Origin of the sequence: Aeromonas sp. 5HA1 (assembly GCF_029237245.1) — a bacterium.
Lineage (GTDB): Bacteria > Pseudomonadota > Gammaproteobacteria > Enterobacterales > Aeromonadaceae > Aeromonas > Aeromonas salmonicida.
In genome coordinates, this window is record NZ_JAACFW010000003.1 from 211,409 (window position 1) to 231,908 (window position 20,500).

Sequence of the window (20,500 nt, forward strand, 5' to 3'; positions counted from 1 at the left end):
GCGTGTTGGGTTGGCAGACGGGGTGAGCGAATGGCGCTCAACATTTCTTCCAGTCACCGGCCTTCCTGTTGCGATATTGGGTGCGCTGTCTGCGTCTTGTTACCCAAGTCCTTGTAACAGCTGGTTACAGATCTCCATTCGACTGGCGAACCCTCCCTCCAGTAAATTCAGCGGCGATTGAATGCACCTCACATAACAAAGCAATTGCAAGGAACAAGCGTCAATGAGAATGCACCACAAAGCCATGCTGGCCATTGCCTGCACCGCCGCCCTGTCTGCCTGTGACAGCGAGAAAGCCGCCAACAGTATTGCCAAGCGCGCGCCGCTGCCACTGCCTGACGCGGGTCTTTACGAAGCCAGCCTGTTGAGTCGCGATAATGACAAGGCGTCGTTCAAAATGATCAAGGGGCTGGAAGGGATGGCACTTATCTATCCCAAGGCGGATCGCGAGCAGCGTTGGGGTGTCTGGGTCGATAAGGATGCGGGCAAGGTGGCGACCAACAGCCAGTGGATCGGCAGGGCGGCTCAGAAAGAGAACAAGGATGGGATATATCCCGTCTTGCTGGAGCGTACCTCCGAGCGTGGCAACAAGGTCGATAGCCAGAGCAACGACCACAACCTCATCAGCTTCCGTGATCAGTCGGTGATTGACGTGAATGGTAAAGAGGCCAAGCGCTGGACCTTTGACTTTACCCGTACCGGCACCCAGTTCCGGGAGCCGGATCAGAGCACGACCCTCTACCCATCCTGGAGCGGCCACGTCGCCGTCAGCAAGCTGACTACCCGGGCGATCAGCAGCGACAGCTGGTCAGTTGCAGACGATGAGGGCTTCACCGACGCCATGGTGGGCCAGATCAAGAGCACCAACAATAGCGGCTCCCTGACGGTGGAGATGGAATTCCCCAGCGCCGGTTGCACCCTGACCGGCAAGGGCAAGGCCGATCAGCACAATGGCCTGAGCAAGCTGACCGTGAGCGGCTTTGACAAGTGCCGCTTCAAAGCCTCGAGCGATTTCACGCCGATTGAGAACAAGTGGGTGTTGAGTCTGGCCAACGCCAGGGACGGGGCTCTAGCCTATGCCGCCGCGTTCACCATCCCCAATACCAAGCAGACTGCATTGGTGGTTGGTTTCCCCGAGCAAAACGGTCTGGTGCTGATGGCGGACAAACAGCCCTGAGCCACTGTTGAAGCCGCCTTGGCTGACGCATAGCGCAGCCGAGGTGATGACCGACCGAAGTGTTTTATGTTCCACCCCGTGTTTACCCCGGCCATGCCGGGGTCTTTTTGCTGGAATGAAAGCTTGTGTCGGTGAGGACCAGGGTTGTTATGTGCAACCGTATGGGGGGATTGGCTGTGAGCGTTCGCACTCCCCTCGCTCAGTACCCCGTCATCTCCAGATACCCCAGCCCCTTTGCATCCCCTGATACCGTAACGGCCCCCTCCCAGTAGTCAAAGCGCCCTGTCATGGCCTGATTGGGCTGGCGGGCCTGGATGCTGAGCTTGAGATCCCCAGCGCTTAGCTGCCACTCGACGGGATAGGCTTGGCCCTTGGGGCCGCGCCAGGTTTTGCCGGGCACAAGGCGAATGCTGTCGGGGGAGAGCACCCGACTGCTGCCATCGCGCTCGATCAGGATGCCGTAGCGGTTCTCCGGTTCGGGACGACCTTCCTTGGTGCGCAGGCGAAACAGCATCAGCTCGCGGCCATCGGCGAGCTGGAGCGAAAACCAGTCCCAACCTGACTGCCAGTCGGCCAATACCGAGCTGCTCCACTCGTGATCAAACCAGCCCTGACCCGTGACCTTGCGCGCCTCGCCATCGAGGGTCAAAGTGCCGGTGAGCGTCAAGCGCGGGTAGGAGTAGTAAAACGAGGCATTGCCCGGGCTCTTCTCGCTGTAACCCTGCTTGCCCTGCAAGACCACAGGCTTGGCGGCATCGACCTTGAGGTTCAGCTCGCCAATCTTGCTCTGCACCTTGAGGGTGGCGGGAAAGAGTGGCTTCCCCTGTGAGGCAAGCACCCATTCCCTGAGCCAATACTCGCCGCCGCTGGCACCCGCGAGCCCGGGGCCCTGGCGGCTGGTGCGCTCATCCTGTTGGTGGCTGCCTTTGCCGAGGTCAGTGATGGCAAACTGGGCCAGCCAGAGCTGGGGAGTGAGCCAGGGGTTGTCCGTTTGTATCTGCTGTTCAATACCCTGGCGAAACAGGGTCCACTGCAGGCCATATTCGCGCCCCTGCTCATCCTTGAGGTTGCCGGTGAGATACCACCACTCGGAGCGGTAGTCGGGGTGGGCCGCGTGATCGGCGGGCAGCGTGATGGATTGACCCGGCAGAGCCTTTTTGAACTGATCGCTGCCGCCGCCGAGGATGGTGCCTAGGTCGTTGGCCCAGACTGCCCCGCCATACAGGGTGCAGGTGAGCAGCAGTAGCCAGACATTGCGTTTTTTCATACCAGTTTCCTTGCGGCAAACCAGGATGCGAGCGCCGCGCACACAGGGGCCAGCAACAGGGCCGTGACGGCATGCAAGGGGGCGGCCTCGAAGGCGAGACGCCAGCCAAAGGCGCGGGGGTTGACCACCTCAATCAGCACCCAGGCCAGCCCATAGCCTACCGGCAGCGCCAGCAGCGCAGTGAGCAGCCCCAGGCCCGCACCTTGCCACACCAGCAGGCGGCGACAGTGACGAGGGCTCAATCCCAGACTCTGCAAGGTCTGCAACTCGCTGCGCCTTGCCAGCCCCAGCACCATGAAGGCCGAGCCTATGCCGACGAAGGCGATGCCCAGGATCAGCAGTTTAAGCAACTCGGTCACCACAAAGGTCTGGTCGAACACCTTGAGGGCAGCGGCGTGAATGGCAGGGGCCGCCAGCAGGTTGACCCCTTCGCCAAAACGGGTGCGCAGGCTGTCGGCCAGCTGTTCCGGCATTTTGCTAAAGAGGGCGAGGGATTGCACTGGGCCATCTTCGAAGGCGTGCAGAACTTGCCCCTTGTCGCTGCCGTAATCCTGATAGACGCCGGTGACGGTGAGCTCCCTTGGGCCCTGTTCGCTGGTGATGCTGAGCGTCTGGCCCACCCTGACTCCGAGTCGCACCGTCAGGGGCTCGCTGGCCAGCACCTCGTCTGGAGTGGCGGGCCAGCGCCCGGCCAGCAGGGGATAGGCCGCCTTGAGGGGTGGGATAAAGTCCATTTGTGCCCACTCGATGGGTTGTCCCTGCCAGCGGGCGGGCTGCACAGAACGCCGCGAGGCTTGCTCCACGGCTGGGTTGGCGAGAATGGCATCCAGGGTGGCCTGGTTCAGTATGCCCCTGCTGCCCGCTGCGCCTTTGGGGGCGGTGACATAGAGATCGGCGGCGAGACGCTGGCCCAGCCAGATCTCCACGCTCGAGCGAAAGCTCGATACCATGACGCCTATGCCGATGGCTGCGGCGATGGCCAGTTGCAGTGCCATGACGGCGATGGCGGTGCGATCCAGATGATATTGGGTCTCAGCCACCGCCAGTTGGGCTGTCAGGTTGCTGCACCCGTGCTGGCGACCCATGCGCTGGCGTAACTGACCCAGCACCCAGCGCAGGGCATCCGGCAGCCAGAGCGCCATGGCCAGCAGCCAGCCACCGGCGATAAACAGGGCACCCGGCAACCCTGTCCGGGGCAGGGCGAGGCAAAGGGCGCACAGCAGCAGTATGACGATGGCGAGCCAGCGCCGACGCCACGGATGGGTGGCGGGGCGGCTGTTGCCCTCGCGAAGCGCAAGGGGGGACTGGCGCAGCAGTTGCCACCAGCCGGGCAGGTTGGCGGCAAGCGTCCCGCCAAGACCAATCAGCAGTGCCTTGAACAGGCTGATGGGGGAGAGGCGCAGCAGGTCGATGGGGTTGGGGCCATAAAGGTCGGCCAGCGCCTGGGTCAGTTGTCCCATGAGGGTGAGGGCCAGGAGGCTACCGAGCACCAGTCCGAGCAGGGTGCCCAGAGTGGCGAGAAGGAGCAGCTCCAGTACCAGCCAGTGCAGTACCCGGCGAGGCGGCAGCCCCAGAATGATCAGCTGGGCCAGCTGGGGGCGACGCACGCTCTGTACAAAGCGCTGGGCGTTGAACACCAGAAACAGTCCCACCGCCATGGCGAGCAGAGAGAGGGCGGTGAGGTTGAGCGCCAGCGCATCGCCGAGCTGGCTGGCATCGAGCGCCGGGCTGATGGGCTCGAGCCAGAGCGGCTGATGGGGGAGATAGGCTTGCAGGGTCGCTTGCAGTGTGCGGGCCTCGGCGTCACTTAGCTTGAACACGATGCGATCCAGCCTTCCCGCCTTGCCCAGCATGTGTTGGGCCAGACCTATGTCGGTCACCAGCAGCCGCTCCATGGGCACGGCGCCGGGCTCGAAGGTGCCCGCGAGCGTCAGGATCAGTGGGCGATCACCCTCGCCACCGCCGCCCAGCACAAAGGTGCGGGCCTGGCCCGGCAGCCAGCCTAGCCGTTTGGCCTCCGGCGTCGCCAGCCAGACGCTGTCTGCCTGGCTCAGTGAAAAAGAGGGGGCTTCTTCTTTACTCACGCTGGCAAACAGCTGGCTCAGGGGGCCGGTGTTGAAGAGATCCATTCCCAGCAACTGAACGCTGCGATCCTGCTCGTCTTTGAGCCAGGCGTGCAGCTGCGGCATGGCATTGAGGCTTGGTTGGCTGCGCACCAGTTTGACGTAAAGCTGCTCATCCAGGCCGCCGCTCGGGGCCAGTCGATAGTTGGCATCTCCCGCCAGCTGGGTGCGGGCGGCGACGAAGTTGGTGCTGGCGCTGTGGTTCAGCAGATCAATAGCCACCACCAGCGAGACCCCCAGCATGAGCCCGGTCAGACTCATCAGCAGCAGCCAGGGATGCCAGCGATAGAGGCGCAGCAGCGCCTTCAGCGGCAGCATAAGGCGGCCTCGCGATCACGGCTGGCCTCACTCATGGTGCGCCCCCTTGAGCTCAATCAGCTGGCCCCCTTCGAGGCGAAGCACTCTGTCAGCCAGGGCACCATAGGCCGGATTGTGGCTCACCAGCAAGAGACCCGCGCCGGTTTCACGCACCGCTTCCATCATCAGTGCCATCACCTGCTCGGCGTTGTGCTCATCGAGGCTCCCTGTGGGTTCGTCGGCCAAGAGCCAGCGGGGCTTGTGAATGAGGGCGCGGGCCAGGGCCACCCGCTGGCGCTGGCCGCCGGAAAGTTGCTCCGGCCAGGCGTGGCGCTTGTGGACGAGATCGAGCCTTTTCAGCAAATCGTCAATCTCTGTCTCATGGCGTGGCAGGCCGTTGATCGACAGGGGCAGGCAGAGGTTCTCCTCCACTGTCAGGGTCGGCAGCAAGTTGAAATCCTGATAGACGATGCCAAAATGCCGGCCGCGCAGGCGGGCCCGTTCATCCGGGGATTGGGTGTCGAGCCGGGTTTCCCCCAGCCAGATCTCCCCCTCATCCGGGGGGAGCAGGCCTGCTATCAGGTTGAGCAGGGTCGACTTGCCACAGCCGCTCTGCCCCAGCAGCAAGCTTGTCTCGCCAGCGGTCAGAGTGAGGTCCAGACTGTGGAACAGCGGCAGGCGTTCGCTACCGTTATCAAAGCTCTTGCAGAGGTTGCGCAGGGTCAGCATGGGATAACCGCTTGATGGTCAATGGCTTTCATCATGCCATCTACGCTACCACGGCCGAGAATGATCAACACGCCTTGCAACTGATCAAGAGCGCCAGTTAGTGATCACCCCAGCAAAAGAGGTGAGGATCCTCGCTGGATCCCGCTTGGCAGAGGTGGTTAGAATAGGAGCTTCCATGGGTCACAGGATGAGCAAGGATGTTACACAAGCAAGTCAGTTTTATCATCGATAGCAAGGGCAACAAGCAGGCTGCCGTCGTCCCCATCGAGATTTATAACGAGCTGATGACCCTTCAAAAGGCGCTCTCCGACAACAAGCCGGGGGAGCGCGAGCTCTACCACTTCAACGGCAAGGGGGCCGAAGCTCACGGTTACCCGGTGGGCAAGCGGCAAAACCCCGGCTTCATGGTGCTGGCGGGATCCACCGCCAATGGCGAGGATGCTGCCTCCCTGCGCGAAGCCGTGATCGAACTGCGCCAGGAGCTGCTGGGCAAGGGGATCCTCACCCCGCGCAGTGAAGGTGGGTTTGTGTTCACCGCCGATCAGCTGTTCAACAGCCCGAGCCTGGCCGCCAGTCTGGTGGCGGGCAACAACCGCAGTGGCCTGGATGCCTGGCAAAACAGCGCTGGCTACACCCTCAAGCTGTCGGGCTTTGGCAAGAAATAACCCTTTTGCCTCGACCATGCATTAATTGATAATTCATTGACCTGGATGAACTTTTGTTTTCATCCAGGTGCTAGCATCCCAGCCAGATGGTTCTATAAGGAAGAGGCCCATGTCTGTGCTCACCCGCTTTGCCGTATTGCTGTCCCTGTTCATCTCTCCTGCCCAGGCCAGTAGCGGCCCCATTCCGTTAACCCTGTCCACAATCGGCCTGTTTTGCGTGGGCCTGTTCGTATTGGCCTATGCGCTGGTGATGGCCGAAGAGTATTTGCAACTGCGCAAGTCAAAACCCGTGCTGGTGGCTGCCGGCGTGATCTGGATCCTGATCGGCATTGCCTATGCGCAAAATGGCATGAGCCCGGCCGCAGAGCAGGCATTTCGCCATACCCTGCTTGAATACGCCGAGCTGATGCTGTTTCTGCTGGTGGCGATGACCTACATCAACGCCATGGAAGACAGAAATCTGTTCGATGCGCTCAGGGCCTGGCTGATCCGGTCCGGTTTTCAGTTGCGAACCCTGTTCTGGTTGACGGGGGGGCTGGCATTTTGCATCTCGCCGGTGGCCGACAACCTCACCACAGCGCTTCTGATGTGCGCCGTTGTGCTGAAAGTCGCCAACGGGGATCGACGCTTCATCAATCTTGCCTGCATCAATATCGTGATTGCGGCCAATGCCGGCGGCGCCTTCAGCCCCTTTGGCGACATCACCACCCTGATGGTGTGGCAGGCTGGCAAGGTGCAATTTAGCCAGTTCTTTGCCCTGTTCATTCCATCCCTGCTCAATTTTCTGGTGCCCGCCCTGCTGATGAGTCTGATGGTGCCTCGCCATGTGCCTGAGGCGGCCAGTGAAGCGGTGGAGCTGAAACGGGGAGCCCGCCGCATAGTGCTGCTGTTCCTGCTGACCATCACCACGGCTGTGCTCTGCCACAGTTTCCTCCATCTGCCCCCTGTCCTCGGCATGATGCTGGGTCTGGGATATCTGCAATTTTTCGGCTTCTATCTGCGCAAGTCACTGCCGCTCTCCCTGGCGCGCAAGCGGGCACTCTATGAGCGCACCGGGGATCATGAACGGCTGCGCAGCCTTGGCTCCATAGTGCCATTCGATGTCTTCAACAAGGTGGCCAAGGCGGAGTGGGACACACTGCTGTTCTTCTATGGCGTCGTGATGTGCGTGGGGGGGCTGGGGTTCATGGGCTATCTGGAGCTGGTGTCACACTTGCTGTATGACGGTGGCAACCCGACGATGGCGAACATCTGTATCGGTATCCTGTCAGCCATTGTCGACAACATTCCTGTGATGTTTGCCGTGCTGTCGATGGACCCTGACATGGTGCAGGGGCAGTGGCTGCTGGTGACCCTGACCGCCGGTGTGGGGGGCAGCTTGCTGTCCATTGGCTCTGCGGCCGGGGTTGCCCTGATGGGGCAGGCCCACGGCATGTATACCTTCTTTAGCCATCTCAAGTGGTTACCGGCCATCCTGCTCGGCTATCTGGTGAGCATAGGTGCACATCTCTGGCTCAATAGTGCCATGTTCTGATATATGCAGCCAGGCCTGACCCCTGATGCAAAAAAGCCCTGTCATGCAGACAGGGCTTTTTCAGGATCAGAGTGAGGCGCAGGTCATCAGGCCACCGCAGATCGCTTGCCGGTCAGCAGCCAGTAACTGATGGCAGAGCCAAAGCCGCAGCCGGCGATGGCGATGGCCATGGGCAGCGGGGATTGTGGTGGGTCTAGGTTGACCAGGATGCCGACCACGGCGCCTATGCCAAAACGCAGGGTGCCGGCCAGCGCGGAGGCCGTGCCCGCCGATTGGGGAAAGTGCCCCATCAGGCCCGTCATGGCGTTGGCTCCCACCAGACTGATGTGACCGACGAACAGCACCACAGGGATGACGATGCCCCACAGGCCGCCGGTCTGGCTCCAGGCGTTGTAGATGAGCAGGGCGCCGGCACAGGGCAGCATCAGCAGCCCGTATTGCAGCATGCGCTCGGCGCCCACCCCCTTCACCAACCGGCTGTTGACGAAGGTGACCAGCATCATCAGCAGAATATTGAGGCCGAACAACCAGCCGTAGTGCTCGGTCGGCACCTTGAAATATTCGATGTAGACGTAAGGGGATGCGCTGATAAAGGCAAACATGCCGGAGCTCGACAGGGATCCGCACAGCACATAACCCATGGCACCTCGATGGGAGAGCACACTCCAGTAGTTCTTCAGGATCTGGCCCAGCTTGAGCGGTTGTCTGTGCTCAGGCTTCAAGGTCTCCTGAATTTTCCACTGCATCACCACGCAGACCAGCAGGCTGATCCCCACCAGCAGCCAGAAGATCACGCGCCAGTCGCTGTGGGCGCTGATGTAGCCGCCGATCACGGGGGCGACCAGCGGTGCCAATGTCATCACCAGGATGACGAACGACATGGCGCGGGAAAATGCATCCTTTTCAAACAGATCTCGCAGCAGTGCATTGACCACCACCGAGCCCGCCGCCCCGCCAGCCGCTTGCAGCATCCGATAAGCCAGCAGTTCGGGCAGGGAGTCTGCCATGGCGCAGCCCACAGAGGCGATGGCAAACATGGTGAGCCCCGCCAGGATGACCGGTTTGCGGCCATAGCTGTCTGCCAGCGGGCCGTAAAACAGCTGGCCGATGGCAAAGCCACCGAGGAAGGCACTGATGGTGAGCTGGGCCCCGTCTATGCTGGTGGCCAGATCCCGGGCAATGGCCGGAATGGCGGGCAGGTACATGTCGACCGCCAGCGGGGTCAGGCCCGCCAGGGCGCCAAGCAGGATAAACAGAAAGCGGGGAGAGAGGGGTAAGGGTTGGGGCATAGGATGTCCGATCGTGAGCAAGTTCGCGTGAAATAAGGTAACAGGGGTGAGTCTATCAGTTTTGGCGGACTTGGGCAGGACTATGCCCAAGCCCGCCCCCCGTCACGCTATCACCCGTGTCCGGGTCACACGCTTTTTGGGTTTTTTGGCCCCCAGGCAGGCGAGCACCAGCCAGCAGAGCCAGCCCAACAGGGAGAGCCCAATACCCCACCGCTCTGGCCAGCGTGCCGCCAGCTTGAGAGTGAGGGTGTGCTGACCCGCCGGTATCCAGACCTGCAGCAGTCCTTGCCGGTTTGCACTGACAGCGAGTGTCAGCGAATCATCCAGTCTGGCCTGCCAGCCGGGGTAGTCATATTGGTGCAGTATGAGTTTGGTGGGCTGCTGCGCCTTCACGTCCAGCTCCAGCCATCTGGGCTGCCAGCGAATGATCTTCCACGCAGCGCTCGGCTGCTCTGTGGTGACGGGGGGTTGAAACTCCCCTTTCCAGGCGAGCAAGGTCGGAGTGAACTGCCCTCTGGGCACCTGATTGGGGCGATATTCCTGGGCACTGCGCTTGCTGTCGAATTCGCTCTCAATCATGTCCTTGCGCGGTGCCTGGGTGAGAGGGGAGTAAGCCACATAGGCAAGGCTGGAGACGAGCGTGACCAGCAGCAGACCCCACCAGATCCACTGCCAGGGACGGTCGACAGGGGTGCCCAGTGCCACTACGGCCACAGTGGCCAGGGCTAGGATCAGGTTGCACCGCCAGGGAAATTGCACTCGTTGCAACGGTGGCAGCAGATGCCAGATGGGCTCGCTCAGGGGCAGCATCATGAGAAAGGAGACTGTCCCTATGATCCCCCACATCAACTCCATGGAGATGGCGCCTTGATCCAGCAGGGCAGGCAGCAGCAGGGTCGCAGCCATGACCAGCCCCAGCACTTGGGCCATTGCCACTAGCTGGATCGGAAACAGGATGCGGGATCGCCAGGCTTGCAGCAGGGCGCGCAGTGTGAGCAGCCCCATCATCAGCAGCAGGCTGGGGAGGTGAGAAAACGCCAGCAATGCCAGCGCCAGAGTCAGCAAGGGAAGTCCCTTGCGACTGCGCTGGTTGGCGAGATCTTGTCCCAGCAAGATCAGGGGAGCCCAGACGAAAGCCCAGAATTCGGCCAGGGCAAAGCGGGCATAGAGATCCATGCCCAGATGATAAGGCAAGGCGAGATAAAGCAGGGTGGCGGCCAGGGCCCGCAAGGGGGAGGCAAAACTGCGCAGCCAGAGATAGGCAAAGAGGCCGGACAGCAGCAAGGCCAGACTGGCGCTCCAGAGCAGGGGCGTGATGGCGTCATGCAGGGGGGCCTGGGGTCCGGCAAACAGGGCGCTGACATAGTAGGGCAAGGGGGGATAAAAGAAGAAGGTAGGGCTGCCAAAGCCGCCATTCATGGCCATCAACCAGCGTGGGTAGATCTCCCCCTGCCACAGTTGTTGTGCAAAATAGTGGCCGGAAAGCAGATGATGAAACAGGTCATGCCCCTGGCTTCCCCCCTGTAACCAGAGTGGCAATAGCAAGGCTCCGCTGGCCAGTATCAGTGTCAGGTGGATGAGAAACCACTCGCTTGATCTCTTCATGGATAGACTCACTTGTCACGGATGCGCAGTGAGTGTAGCCGACCGGGGCGCCAGAGCCGTTAGTCAAATGGTCGCCAAAGTGCGTTGCACTGCCAACTAAGGGTAAAAGTAGGTGGGTATCCCGAGCCAGATACCTGGCTCAGCACGAAAACGAGGTGAAAACCACTGCTGCTGGTTTGGTACCGGCATGTCAGCGGTGGCTATGGGTCGTCGGCTGAGACGGCAGGCTCCCTGTGCCAGTGCGAGTCGTGCATCCCCCCGATACCAGCCATCGGTGACGGCCAGGGGAGTGGTCTCTCGCAGCAGACGTACTCCCCACTGAGTCACCAGCGCAGGACACGCTTTCTCTGCCACCCTGGCCGCCTGCACCATAGCGGGCGGACGGGGCAGGGTGAAGGTCGTGCCGAGCAGCAGCAATCCGGCCACCGCGACCAGCCCCTCGCCACGGCGCGGCAGCCAGCCTGCCAGCAGCACTATGCCGAGCAGGGTAATGGGCGCCAGATGGCGGGGATTGTCGGGATTCTGGCCAAACAGTGTCCAGATCAGCAGGGCGAGCCAATAGAGAGACCAGAGCGGTGAGAGGGCAGTGGCTTGGCCTTTTGCTCTTTGCCTGAGCGGTAGCACCAGCAAGGCTCCGACAGCCAGTGGCCAGAGCGGGGTGAGCTGATCGTTGAAAGTGCGCGCCCAGCTCAGCAGTCGATCACCATGGGCCGCCGCCGTGTTGCCCCACAGGGTAAAGTGGCCGTCGGTAAAGCGCCGCCCCTCGCTGAAATAGGCCCAGCCATCGGCCTGCCAGACAAAGAGCAGGCTGGTGAGCCCCACCAGCGCGATGGGGAGCACAAACCTGACGCGCGTGCCCTGCTGCGCCATCCCGAGCCAAAGGGGCAGCAGGGCCAGCACAAAATAGGAGGGGCGCAGGGCTATCATCAAGCCAAGCATGAGGCCAGCCAGCGCTATCTTTCGATGCTGCAAGGCCAAGAGTGCCCCGAGCCAGGCAGCCAGTGCCGGCCCGTCCGAGAGACCGGAGAGGGCGAGCGTCGGGGTGAGCGGGAGGGCCAGCACCAGCAGCCAGATGGGGGTGAGCAGGGCAGGGCGATGCCACAGCCTGACCGCCAACAGTGCCGCCAGTGGCGCCAGCAAGCTGGTGCCGAGCAGGCTTGCCCACTGCACAGCGCGGGCCGGATCGTCGACCAACAGGTTGATCAGCCGCGCCAACCAGATAAAGGCGGGGTAGCCCGGAAAGTGGGGGGAGAACTCCAGCACGCTAAAGCGCGTCACCCCGTGAGCGAAATTGAGGGCATCGTCGGAATCGAGCGCCACCGGGAAGGTCAGCAACCAGCCAAGCCAGGCCAGTTGCAGCAAGATCAGCAAGTAGGGTCGATTAGCGAAGCGTAATCGGCCGTGGTGACCCCCCCCTTCTCCCGCTAGGGGAGAAGGGGACGAACCAGCATCCGGGTGCATCTATCGGCAGGCAGTGCGTAGGGTGGGTAGCGCGAAGCGAAACCCACCGTTTGTCACAGCGAGATGGCGCAATGATTGGCAGGTGGTCATCAAAGCGGCGCCAGCACAGCCATCAGCGCTTTTTCTGCATCGCTAAAGGCGGCGGCATCGGCGGGCTTGGCGCCTACTCCGAACACCCCAGGGTTGCCGATGGCATCGAGCACCTTGGCCAGCGCCTGTTCGGCCGCCTTGCGATCCCCTTCACTGAGGGAGGGGAGGATCAGGTCTAGAAAGCGCTTGCTCTTGACCACCAGCACCTTGGCGGTCTGGTAATCGCCAAGATTCTGGCTGGCCCCTTCGAGGCGGCGCTCGATCTCCGCCTTGTAGGCGCGATTGAGCATGGCTGCGGTGGCGGCGGCATCTTTCCCCTTGATGGCGGCGGCCAGCGGCGCTTGCAGTTCGACCTTGTGGTGCTGTTCCAGATAGGTCAGCTCGTCGGCAATCTCGCTCAAGGTGGCGCTGGCATCCTTGCCGTCAGTGGCGGCGCCAAGCAGTGCTTCGCGGGCGTCGATCAGTGGCTCCTTGCCGGCGGCGGCGTAGGAGTAAGCCTGCGCCTGCCCGCTCAGGGTCAGCAGCAGGGTGAGGGCAAGCAAACCCGGGCGTATGGTCATCCTGTTCTCCTTACTTATGCCAAGAGGTTATGCCAATGGCGCGGCACTCAGGCCACGCTCTGGGTTTCGATCACGGTATTTTCGTTGCGATGATTGAAGATGGCATGGCGTCTGTCCACTCCGTCGATCACCATGTCGGCGGCCATCATCCCCATCTCCATGGCGGTGTCGGTGAAGATGTAGCGGAATGTCCCCTGACGGCCGGTCATGATGAGGTTGCCAATCGGCATCAGTGCCTGAATGGCGGCGTCGCGGCGTGCCTGATAGCCGAGATCCATCAGCGGATAGGCGTACTCGCTGCGGGCTTCGAAGGTCTCATCGCCAAGCTTGGTGGTGTCCACGCCAAGGCTTGCCAGATCGGCCGTGACCCGGCCGCGCAGATCGGCGAGCGGGGCCTGCCAGGTGGCATCTCCCGGATTGCAGGGGATCTCCAGCATCACCGAGGTCTGGCCTTCTGGCGCCATAAAGGGGCTGCGGCGGCGCGGCTCCTGCAAGCGGGTGGCCAGAATATGGGGGTCTGAGAGGTACTGCCAGGTGTTGTCCGACAGGTTCTCCTGTTTGAGCGGCATATTGACGAAGCGAAGCGACCGGTAGTGCAGATCGCACGGCAAACCCAGATGCTGACAGGTGAGCGGCAGCGGCAGGGTGGAGATCACCTGATCAAAACCTTCGCTCTGCTCAACGCCATCTTGTTGCCAATAAACTCGTTCGATCCGGCCATCGACTTGCTCAAGGCGGGTGATGGTGGCGCCGGTTTTCAGCAGGGTCCCCTCTGCCACCAGCCGCTCCCCCAGGGTCGCGAAGATCTGGCCGAAGCCATATTTGGGGTAGCGGTATTTGCGGGCATAGGTGCGCACCGAGAGGTTGCCGTTGCGTCTTGGCAGCAGGCGGCGCGCCACATCTTTGAGATCGATCAGGCTGATGCGCTGACCGGCCCAGTCGGCGGAGAGCCTGTCCGGGTTGATGCCCCACAGCTTAGCCGTGTAGCCCTCGAAGAACTGGCGGTAGAGGGTGCGACCGAAGTGGCTCTGGATCCACTCGGCAAAGCTCGCCTTGGCGAAATCGGTGGGCTTCTTGGCAAAAGGCAGCAGCAGCAAGTCTTTCACCGCACCGGCCATCAGCGGCAGCGGGGCTGTCTTGATCAGGTTGGGTAGGTTCAAGGGGTAGTCATAGGTGCGCCCGCCAAAGCGGATGACGCTCTTGCGATCGGCGTGGAGCAGGTCGTCGCCCATCAGCTCGTCGATAAAGGCGAGCAGCTCGGGGTTCTTGGTGATAAAGCGGTGGCCGCCGTAGTCGAAGCGATACTCCCCATCGCGCCCCTTGAAGGTCTGGGTGGCGCACATGCCGCCGACGACCGGCTCCTGCTCGAACAGGGTGACTGCATAACCGGCGCGGCGCAGGCGCCAGGCGGCCATCAAACCGGCGGGGCCGGCGCCCAGCACCGCAATGTTCTTCTTGTTGTGATCGCTCATGACGTTTTCCGAAACTGCTTGATTGAGCAGGGGCGACGTCAATGCACCGCCCCCTGAATATGTTGTTGCCGAGAGTGGCGACACTCTTTTATCCCTTGGCGGGCGCGGCGCTTACCTTTGGACGATAGCTGCGCTGCCAGAGGGTGACGAAGATCGCCAGATAGAGGGCCCAGGTCAGCAGCTGCAAGCCAGCGGGTGAGGCATTGTAGCCAAACAGGGCGCGCAGGAAGGTACCAAATACCCCCTGATCGTCGAGAATGTGGCTGATGTTGAATACCGGCGTGGTCCAGAAGGTGATGATGTCTGCCGCCTGCAACATGTTGACGGCAGACGACAATAGACCTGCGGCGATGATGATGATGAGCAGCCCTGTCCAGCGGAAGAAGGGGGCCAGCGCCACCTTGCGGGTGGAGCGCAGCAGCCCCCACACCAGCGCGATGGAGACCAGCAGCCCTGCCAGTGCGCCCATCAGGCCGGATTGCAGATCCACCCCTTGCCCGGAGTAGAGCAGGGCGGAGAAGAACAGCACGGTTTCAAACCCTTCGCGCATCACAGCTAGGAAGGCGAGCAGCACCAGACCAAACAGGTTGCCGCCATCGATGGCCGCATCGATGCGCGCCGTCATGGCTCCCACCTGGGATTTGGCCTGCTTTTGCATCCAGATCGCCATATAGGTGAGCACAAGGGTGGCAAAAATCAGGATCCCCGCCATCAAGAGGTGGTTGTAACGCTCGCTCTCGAACTGGCTCACCACCACCTGAAACAGGAAGGCGACGACAAGGGAGGCGACAAGGCCGAGCCCCACCCCCAGATAGATGAATTTGTTGTAGCGGCTCGCCCCCAGCTTGGCGAGGTAGGAGAGGCAGATGCCGACCAGCAGGAAGGCTTCCAGCCCCTCGCGCAGGGTAATGAGAAAACTTGCAAACATCAGGATTGAGGCTCCGTAGCGGGCGTGACGGGGAGGGGCTGCAAGGTGAGTAGCAGCCGATTAAGTTGTAGCCGAGCGAGCTGCACTATGGGTGGCTCCGGCAAGCTGGGCTCGGCGGCGCGCACCGCATCATTGACCCACTTGGGGTAGGTGCGGAAATTGAGTTTGATATCGGCCTTGAAGGGCCCTTGGGCATCTGCGGGCAGCGGCCAGGCTTCATCGCGCCAGCCATCGGCTGGAATGCGGGTATCTTCCAGCAGTTTGGCGTAACGCCAGAACTTGAGCCCCACCGGTTTGCCCTCGGCATCGCCGAACACTTTTCTAAATAGCCGCGCATCTTCAGGGACGGCGCCATCCACCGGCTGGCCGCTTGCAAGCACCACCTTGCCGGTGGCGTCAGTGACGGTCAGCTCCAGCCAGAGTTCACGAAAATCGGCCACTCCGGTCGGCAGGGCGTGGCCCGCGCCGGTATTGGCGACCCGCACCACCAGTTGCTGGCTATCGGCAGCCCCTTCGATGCGGGCGGAGAGCGTCGCGCTGGATCGCAGCAGGGCCAGACTCTCCTGCTCTAGCGTTGCACTCCTCAGCCCCACCAGCTGGTGCTGGGCGCCGGTAAAGTTGTGGCGATAGAGCCGCGGCTTCATGGTGCCGTTTTCGGTGGAGTGGCCCGTGACCGGCGCGCCGCCATTGCCTGGCTCCGGGTTCATATGGCAGTCGATGCAGGTACGCCGCTTGGCAGGATCCTCGGCCTTGGCGAAGCTGGATTTTTCCCACTCGTCCCAGGTGTTGACGATATTGGCGCCGGTGCCCGGGGCAAACTCGTTGTGGCACGACTTGCACAGGGCCGCGTCGCGGTAGAAATCCTTCTGATAGGAGGCTTTGTGGGCCGCCGGACGGGCATTGATCTGTCGCTCGGCCAGCCAGTGCTGGATGCTGCCGCCCGGTGCATCCTCGAACACATAGCTCTCGCGGTCTTTCAAATTCACCGTAAAGGCGCTGTTGCCGCCCGCATCTTCCACTTTGGTGATGCGATGGCAGAGCACACAGCCAGTCCCTTCCTCAACCACAGGTTCGCCCGCCTTGTGGGCGGCAATCAGCGAGGCGCCGCCCTGCTCGAACATATGGGAGCCCTTGGGCAGATCCATCTGGCCGGTCATCACCTGCTGGGGCATGTGGCAGCCCTGACACCACTGGCCAAACGCTTCCCCTTCGGTTTCGCGGGCCAGCGCTTGCACCACCTTGTAATAAGGGTGGGAGTTACCCATCAGTCGGTGGTTGCTCTCGCTCCAGTCCTTGAACGCTTGGCTGTGGCAGTTCTGGCAGGAGGCGGAGTTGAGCCACGCCTTCGGGTGAGTGGTCGGCGCCTTGGCAGGATCCGTGCGCGGGGCATCGAGCCGCAGCCAGTTGGCGAGATAGGGGAGGTTGCCATCAGCGGTCACGAAGGCGTGCAAGTCTTCCATCATCGCTTTCACTTCCGGTTGTGGCTTGGCGGGGTCAACCACCTCGGCGCCATCGCGGGTGTCATGGCCCATGCCGCCCTGGGTCTGCTGGGTCATGCGCAGGTATTCGCCGACAAAATCCCCCGCCACCATATTGGTAAGGTTGGCGTGGCCGTTGATGGCGTTGTCGCCGCTCTGCTGGCGGTGGGCCGCCATCAGATGGCGGTTGGTGAAATTGAACCCATCCAGATGGCAGGAGTTGCAGCTCATCCAGTTGTCCCCCGCCATGGGGAAGCGACTGTTCGCAGTGGTATTAGCCAGGTTGAACAGCTGCTCGCCGCGCTTGAGCGGTTCGGGGCGGGGATCCGTCGTTACCAGCTTGGCAAAGTGGGGCACATCGACTGTGACCCGGGCAAACGGGCCGCTGCCGCCACTATTGAGGCGAGTAAGATCCTGCCCCATGGCGTTGTGCACCAGAATGTGGTCGTCATCGATCAGCAAATCCCGCGGATTCTGGCCCGGCAGGTGACGCAAGAGCTGGGTCGCCTTGGCGCCCCCCTGAAACTTCTTGCGTCTGTGACGATTGCTGTTGGATTTGCCACTGCGCGACAGGTCAAACACCAACAAGTCTTCCGAGCCCGCCAGGGTCAGGTAGACCCGCTTGCCGTCGGCGGCGAAGCGCGCAGCAAAGGGGTTGGAGACAATCTGGCTGCGGTTGCCGACGCTTGGCAGATTGATCTGCAAAAAGAGCTGCTTTCTTTCATCTACCCGCTCTTTCTCCTCATCCAGATCGATGATGGAGACCGCCGGAAAGACAGTGCTCTGAAACTGGAAGGGGTGGCTGAAACTCCAGAGCACGTGGGGCAACCAGGCTTCGCTGCCATCGGGGGAGAGGGCGATGCCATCGAGCAGGCGCGGCAATCCCTGAGAGTCGCTTGGGGTGTCGCTGTGGGTCTCGGCCAGGGTGATGAGTTTGGGCTTGGGCAGGGTGGCGCCCTTGGCGTTGTTGCCAAGCTTGGCGAGATCATAGATGGCGAGCTGGCCCGTCATGGCATGAGTGAGCAGCAGGCGATCGTCGTCGGTCAGGGCCAGCCCGCGCGGGGTCTCGGCGGTTTTGGTATCCAGCTGCAGCTTGCCCGCTGTGTCGTAGGCTTGCAGGCGAGCTGATTCGAACAGCGTGACCCAGAACCACTGCCGCTTGGGATCGAAGATGACCCCATAGGGTCTATGGCCGGTGGGGATCGCCTTTTCCAGAGTGAGGACATCATCCAGCAGCAGCAGGCGATCGCCGCTGTAATCGGTGACCAGCAGGGTGCCGTCATCGGCGCGGGCAAGCTGGCGCAGATCGCCCCCCAGCTGCACCTCTTTGAGCCGCTTGCCGCTATCGCGCTCAAGCAGGGTGACGGAACCTGCGCTCAGGTTGGCGGTGACGAGGCGCGGGCTTTGCCCCTCCTCATAGGCGAGCATACCGGCGCCCATCTGCTGGGCAAACGCGAAGGAGCTTGCCAGCAGCAGGACGAGGGTCAGCAGGGGTGACAAACATGTACAAAGAGATGACTTCAACATGGGATCAGGCGCGCCATTTCAGAATGGTCCAGCGCCAGGCGTGGCGCAGCACCAGAGGAGTTAACGCCAACGCGCTCAGCCAGTGGGCCCAGCTGGCGAAGCTGCCCATGCTGTCCCCCGGGGTGCCGTGCAGCAGCAGCAGCAGACCGCTGGCCAGACACACCAGCAGCAAGGCCTCGATGATACGACCAGTGATCCGCAAGAAGGGTTTGTTGCTCTTGTTCAACAGGCTGCGATGAGAGAGCCAGAAGGCGCCAAACAGCAGGGGAAACAGGGTGAGCGAAAGCATCACGTGGAGAAACAGATTCCAGCGCGCCAGGGACCAGAGCGGGGTCAGCGGCTCCCACAGCAGCATGCCGGAGAAGAACATCAGATAGAGGGAGCCCTCGGCGGCCTGATGGTGATAGGCCAGCCACTGCCAGCAGTGTCGGGGTGAGAGAGAAAGGCTTGTCATAGGTGCTCCAGCGCCCGGGCAGTGCAGCCCGGGGGAGCAAGTTTACAATGGGGTAAAGGTAATGAAAAGAGTTATCAATTCCGGTCTTGATGAATCAATCCTGAATGAAAACAAGGGCTGGCTACTTGTGGTCCGCCAACCTTTCTGTGATTGCATAGATAAGCGCTGCCGCCGAGAAGGCCAAAAAGACGATGACTGACCACTTCATCTCCACTTCATTGCCGGTACCATCGTCCAGAAAGGCCTTGAGCACCTCAATCCCGGCTATGGTCACCAGGGAGTTGATGACGATGAGCTTCAGGGAGGCGAAGTTGATCTTGCTGAGCCAGTTGTTGCCGAGCGCCTCGCGCTGCTCCTGAGTCTGAATAAACTGCACATAGCCGCAGATGGCCACCAGGATCAGCATCTGCGCCACCAGTACGAAGTCCACCAGAGTCAGCACCCCTGTGATGAGGTCAAGATAATGGATGTCGATGATGTCGCGGCACAGCGTATAGAGCTGCATGGCAAACTTCACCATCAAGAGCGCCACGCACACCAGAATGCACACATAAAACGGGAACATCATCAACCGGCTGCCATTGAGCATAAAGTTGAATCGACGCATGAGAACTCCTGAGTAGGGTGAAATTGGGCTGATTATCGCCTGAGTCAGGCGACGAATGCATGTTTTACTGATAAAGCCTGCATGGCCGCTTGCTCGGTAGAAGGTGTCGCATCGGTGGGGCTAGCCCTGACAGTCGATATGCCACTCTCACAGATGGCAAACGCTCGGTACTGATGCAATACAGTCAGAATGCAGAACAGGTGCCCGGTTGCGGGGCAGGCACCTCGGTTATTACTCGACATTGATGGGGCCCTTGGTGCCCGCATCACTATCGATCCAGACATCTTCCCCCTCCAGACGGCGATCGCCCTGAATGGTAAATGTGATGGTGCCCTGCTTGAACAGCAGTGCACCGTCAGCCCGCTTTGCCTTGACCTGTTTGCCATTGACCCAAACCTGCTCTTTGCCATCGATACGGATGGTGGCAACTGTGGCTCCTTCGTTGTTTTTGGCCACCCATTGTCCAGCATAGGGTGTGGTGTCTGCGGCGGCCTCCGTGCTCGCGGGAGTGGCTGCCTCGCCAAAACCAGCCTTGGCATTTTCGGCCTTGCTCTTGGTGATATCGCACCCTTGCAACTCGGAGGCCTGGGTGCAGCCGGAGTTTTCGAGTTGCTGGCGGTATTTGGCACTGATGGCGTGGGCAGGGGACTGGATCAGCAGGGCCAGTGCTGCCACCGTAATCATGGTCTTGTGCATCATATTGCTCGCTTCTGTTGTCAGGTTATTCACCTCGTCCACTTTAGTACTGTGCGTGACCAAGGGCTACCTGCTTGTGTCCGTCTCCTGATCGGGAGGCGAGAGCCAGCTTTGCAATGGGGGGCGAGCCGTGATGGATAGGAAAAGAGGGTGAGTAAGTGGAGGATGTGGCAGACATGAAAAAGCCCAGTCCTGAGACTGGGCTTTGAAATTTGGCTCCCTCGACAGGACTTGAACCTGTGACATACGGATTAACAGTCCGCCGTTCTACCGACTGAACTACGAGGGAATTGGCTCCTCCTACTGGACTTCATTCATTTATCAACGGATTGGGATAACCGCCGAACCGTCGCGTCCGTCGAGACTTTGTAGCCATCTGTCATCATGCTTGACCGGATATAGTCCATAGCGTTGTTAGGTCAAGAGATAAATCGCTACTTGAACGTGCAATGAAGGCAACACGGTTCTTGTACTGGGGGAATGAGAAAGACATAATCAACACATGCTGAATATTTACAAAAAATCAATATCCGTGGAGCTG

Annotated in this window: 16 protein-coding genes and 1 tRNA gene; 3 read left to right on the plus strand and 14 right to left on the minus strand. The window is 61.1% G+C overall.

All coding sequences use genetic code 11. The annotated features are described in order from the left end of the window. Positions 1–229: 229 nt before the first annotated feature. Entirely contained in the window at positions 230–1,177 is a 948-nt protein-coding gene (locus GWQ27_RS04610; protein WP_345893532.1) for a hypothetical protein, read from the plus strand. Positions 1,178–1,376: 199 nt separating this feature from the next. On the opposite strand, the gene GWQ27_RS04615 is transcribed toward GWQ27_RS04610, so the two are convergent. From GWQ27_RS04615 to GWQ27_RS04625, 3 genes are read right to left on the minus strand one after another with little or no spacing between them, the layout of a single operon-like run. Further along, positions 1,377–2,444, minus strand: coding sequence for a lipocalin-like domain-containing protein (locus GWQ27_RS04615; protein ID WP_275906781.1), 1,068 nt, complete (start codon positions 2,442–2,444; stop codon positions 1,377–1,379). Then, a complete protein-coding gene (locus GWQ27_RS04620) occupies positions 2,441–4,885 on the minus strand; it encodes an FtsX-like permease family protein (protein ID WP_275906782.1) in 2,445 nt (814 codons plus the stop codon). Before GWQ27_RS04620 ends, GWQ27_RS04615 begins: the two co-directional genes overlap by 4 nt. 27 nt (positions 4,886–4,912) lie before the next feature. Next, on the minus strand, positions 4,913–5,593 hold the full coding sequence (locus GWQ27_RS04625; protein WP_042468585.1) for an ABC transporter ATP-binding protein: 681 nt from the start codon (positions 5,591–5,593) through the stop codon (positions 4,913–4,915). A gap of 197 nt (positions 5,594–5,790) precedes the next feature. Between GWQ27_RS04625 and GWQ27_RS04630 the strand changes: the two genes are divergently transcribed. Together GWQ27_RS04630 and nhaD are read left to right on the plus strand one after the other, a co-directional pair. Beyond that, entirely contained in the window at positions 5,791–6,258 is a 468-nt protein-coding gene (locus GWQ27_RS04630) for a DUF4357 domain-containing protein (RefSeq protein WP_005310491.1), read from the plus strand. Between the two features lie 109 nt (positions 6,259–6,367). Continuing rightward, positions 6,368–7,792 carry a sodium:proton antiporter NhaD gene (nhaD, locus tag GWQ27_RS04635; protein ID WP_169046302.1) on the plus strand — a complete coding sequence of 475 codons (1,425 nt, stop codon included), beginning with the start codon at positions 6,368–6,370 and terminating at the stop codon, positions 7,790–7,792. A gap of 86 nt (positions 7,793–7,878) precedes the next feature. Here the strand turns inward: nhaD and GWQ27_RS04640 are convergent, their stop codons facing one another. The 11 genes from GWQ27_RS04640 to GWQ27_RS04690 all read right to left on the minus strand — a co-directional run bounded on the left by GWQ27_RS04640 (position 7,879) and on the right by GWQ27_RS04690 (position 20,248). Next, positions 7,879–9,081 carry a Bcr/CflA family multidrug efflux MFS transporter gene (locus GWQ27_RS04640; protein ID WP_017412350.1) on the minus strand — a complete coding sequence of 401 codons (1,203 nt, stop codon included), beginning with the start codon at positions 9,079–9,081 and terminating at the stop codon, positions 7,879–7,881. A 102-nt stretch (positions 9,082–9,183) separates the two neighbouring features. Beyond that, complete coding sequence (locus GWQ27_RS04645) at positions 9,184–10,686, minus strand: hypothetical protein (protein WP_275906783.1); 1,503 nt, start codon at positions 10,684–10,686, stop codon at positions 9,184–9,186. Positions 10,687–10,782: 96 nt separating this feature from the next. Next, a complete protein-coding gene (locus tag GWQ27_RS04650) occupies positions 10,783–12,057 on the minus strand; it encodes a hypothetical protein (protein WP_275906784.1) in 1,275 nt (424 codons plus the stop codon). Between the two features lie 179 nt (positions 12,058–12,236). Further along, positions 12,237–12,797, minus strand: coding sequence for a hypothetical protein (locus GWQ27_RS04655; RefSeq protein WP_275906785.1), 561 nt, complete (start codon positions 12,795–12,797; stop codon positions 12,237–12,239). Between the two features lie 47 nt (positions 12,798–12,844). Then, positions 12,845–14,269 (minus strand): NAD(P)/FAD-dependent oxidoreductase, encoded by a 1,425-nt coding sequence (locus tag GWQ27_RS04660; RefSeq protein WP_275906786.1) that lies wholly within the window; start codon positions 14,267–14,269, stop codon positions 12,845–12,847. 88 nt (positions 14,270–14,357) lie between these two features. Beyond that, positions 14,358–15,197 (minus strand): FTR1 family protein, encoded by an 840-nt coding sequence (locus GWQ27_RS04665; RefSeq protein WP_275906787.1) that lies wholly within the window; start codon positions 15,195–15,197, stop codon positions 14,358–14,360. Continuing rightward, positions 15,197–18,202, minus strand: coding sequence for a hypothetical protein (locus GWQ27_RS04670; RefSeq protein WP_275906788.1), 3,006 nt, complete (start codon positions 18,200–18,202; stop codon positions 15,197–15,199). The genes GWQ27_RS04665 and GWQ27_RS04670 overlap by 1 nt, the downstream gene beginning before the upstream one ends. Positions 18,203–18,206: 4 nt before the next feature. Next, positions 18,207–18,656, minus strand: a complete 450-nt coding sequence (locus tag GWQ27_RS04675; RefSeq protein WP_219590142.1) for a hypothetical protein — start codon at positions 18,654–18,656, stop codon at positions 18,207–18,209. A 121-nt stretch (positions 18,657–18,777) separates the two neighbouring features. Next, positions 18,778–19,263: a YqhA family protein gene (locus tag GWQ27_RS04680; RefSeq protein ID WP_059112254.1), complete on the minus strand. Its 486-nt coding sequence runs from the start codon at positions 19,261–19,263 to the stop codon at positions 18,778–18,780. A gap of 231 nt (positions 19,264–19,494) precedes the next feature. Continuing rightward, positions 19,495–19,962: a hypothetical protein gene (locus tag GWQ27_RS04685; RefSeq protein ID WP_219592674.1), complete on the minus strand. Its 468-nt coding sequence runs from the start codon at positions 19,960–19,962 to the stop codon at positions 19,495–19,497. Between the two features lie 210 nt (positions 19,963–20,172). Next, positions 20,173–20,248: transfer RNA gene (locus GWQ27_RS04690), tRNA-Asn, on the minus strand. Between the last annotated feature and the right edge of the window lie 252 nt (positions 20,249–20,500).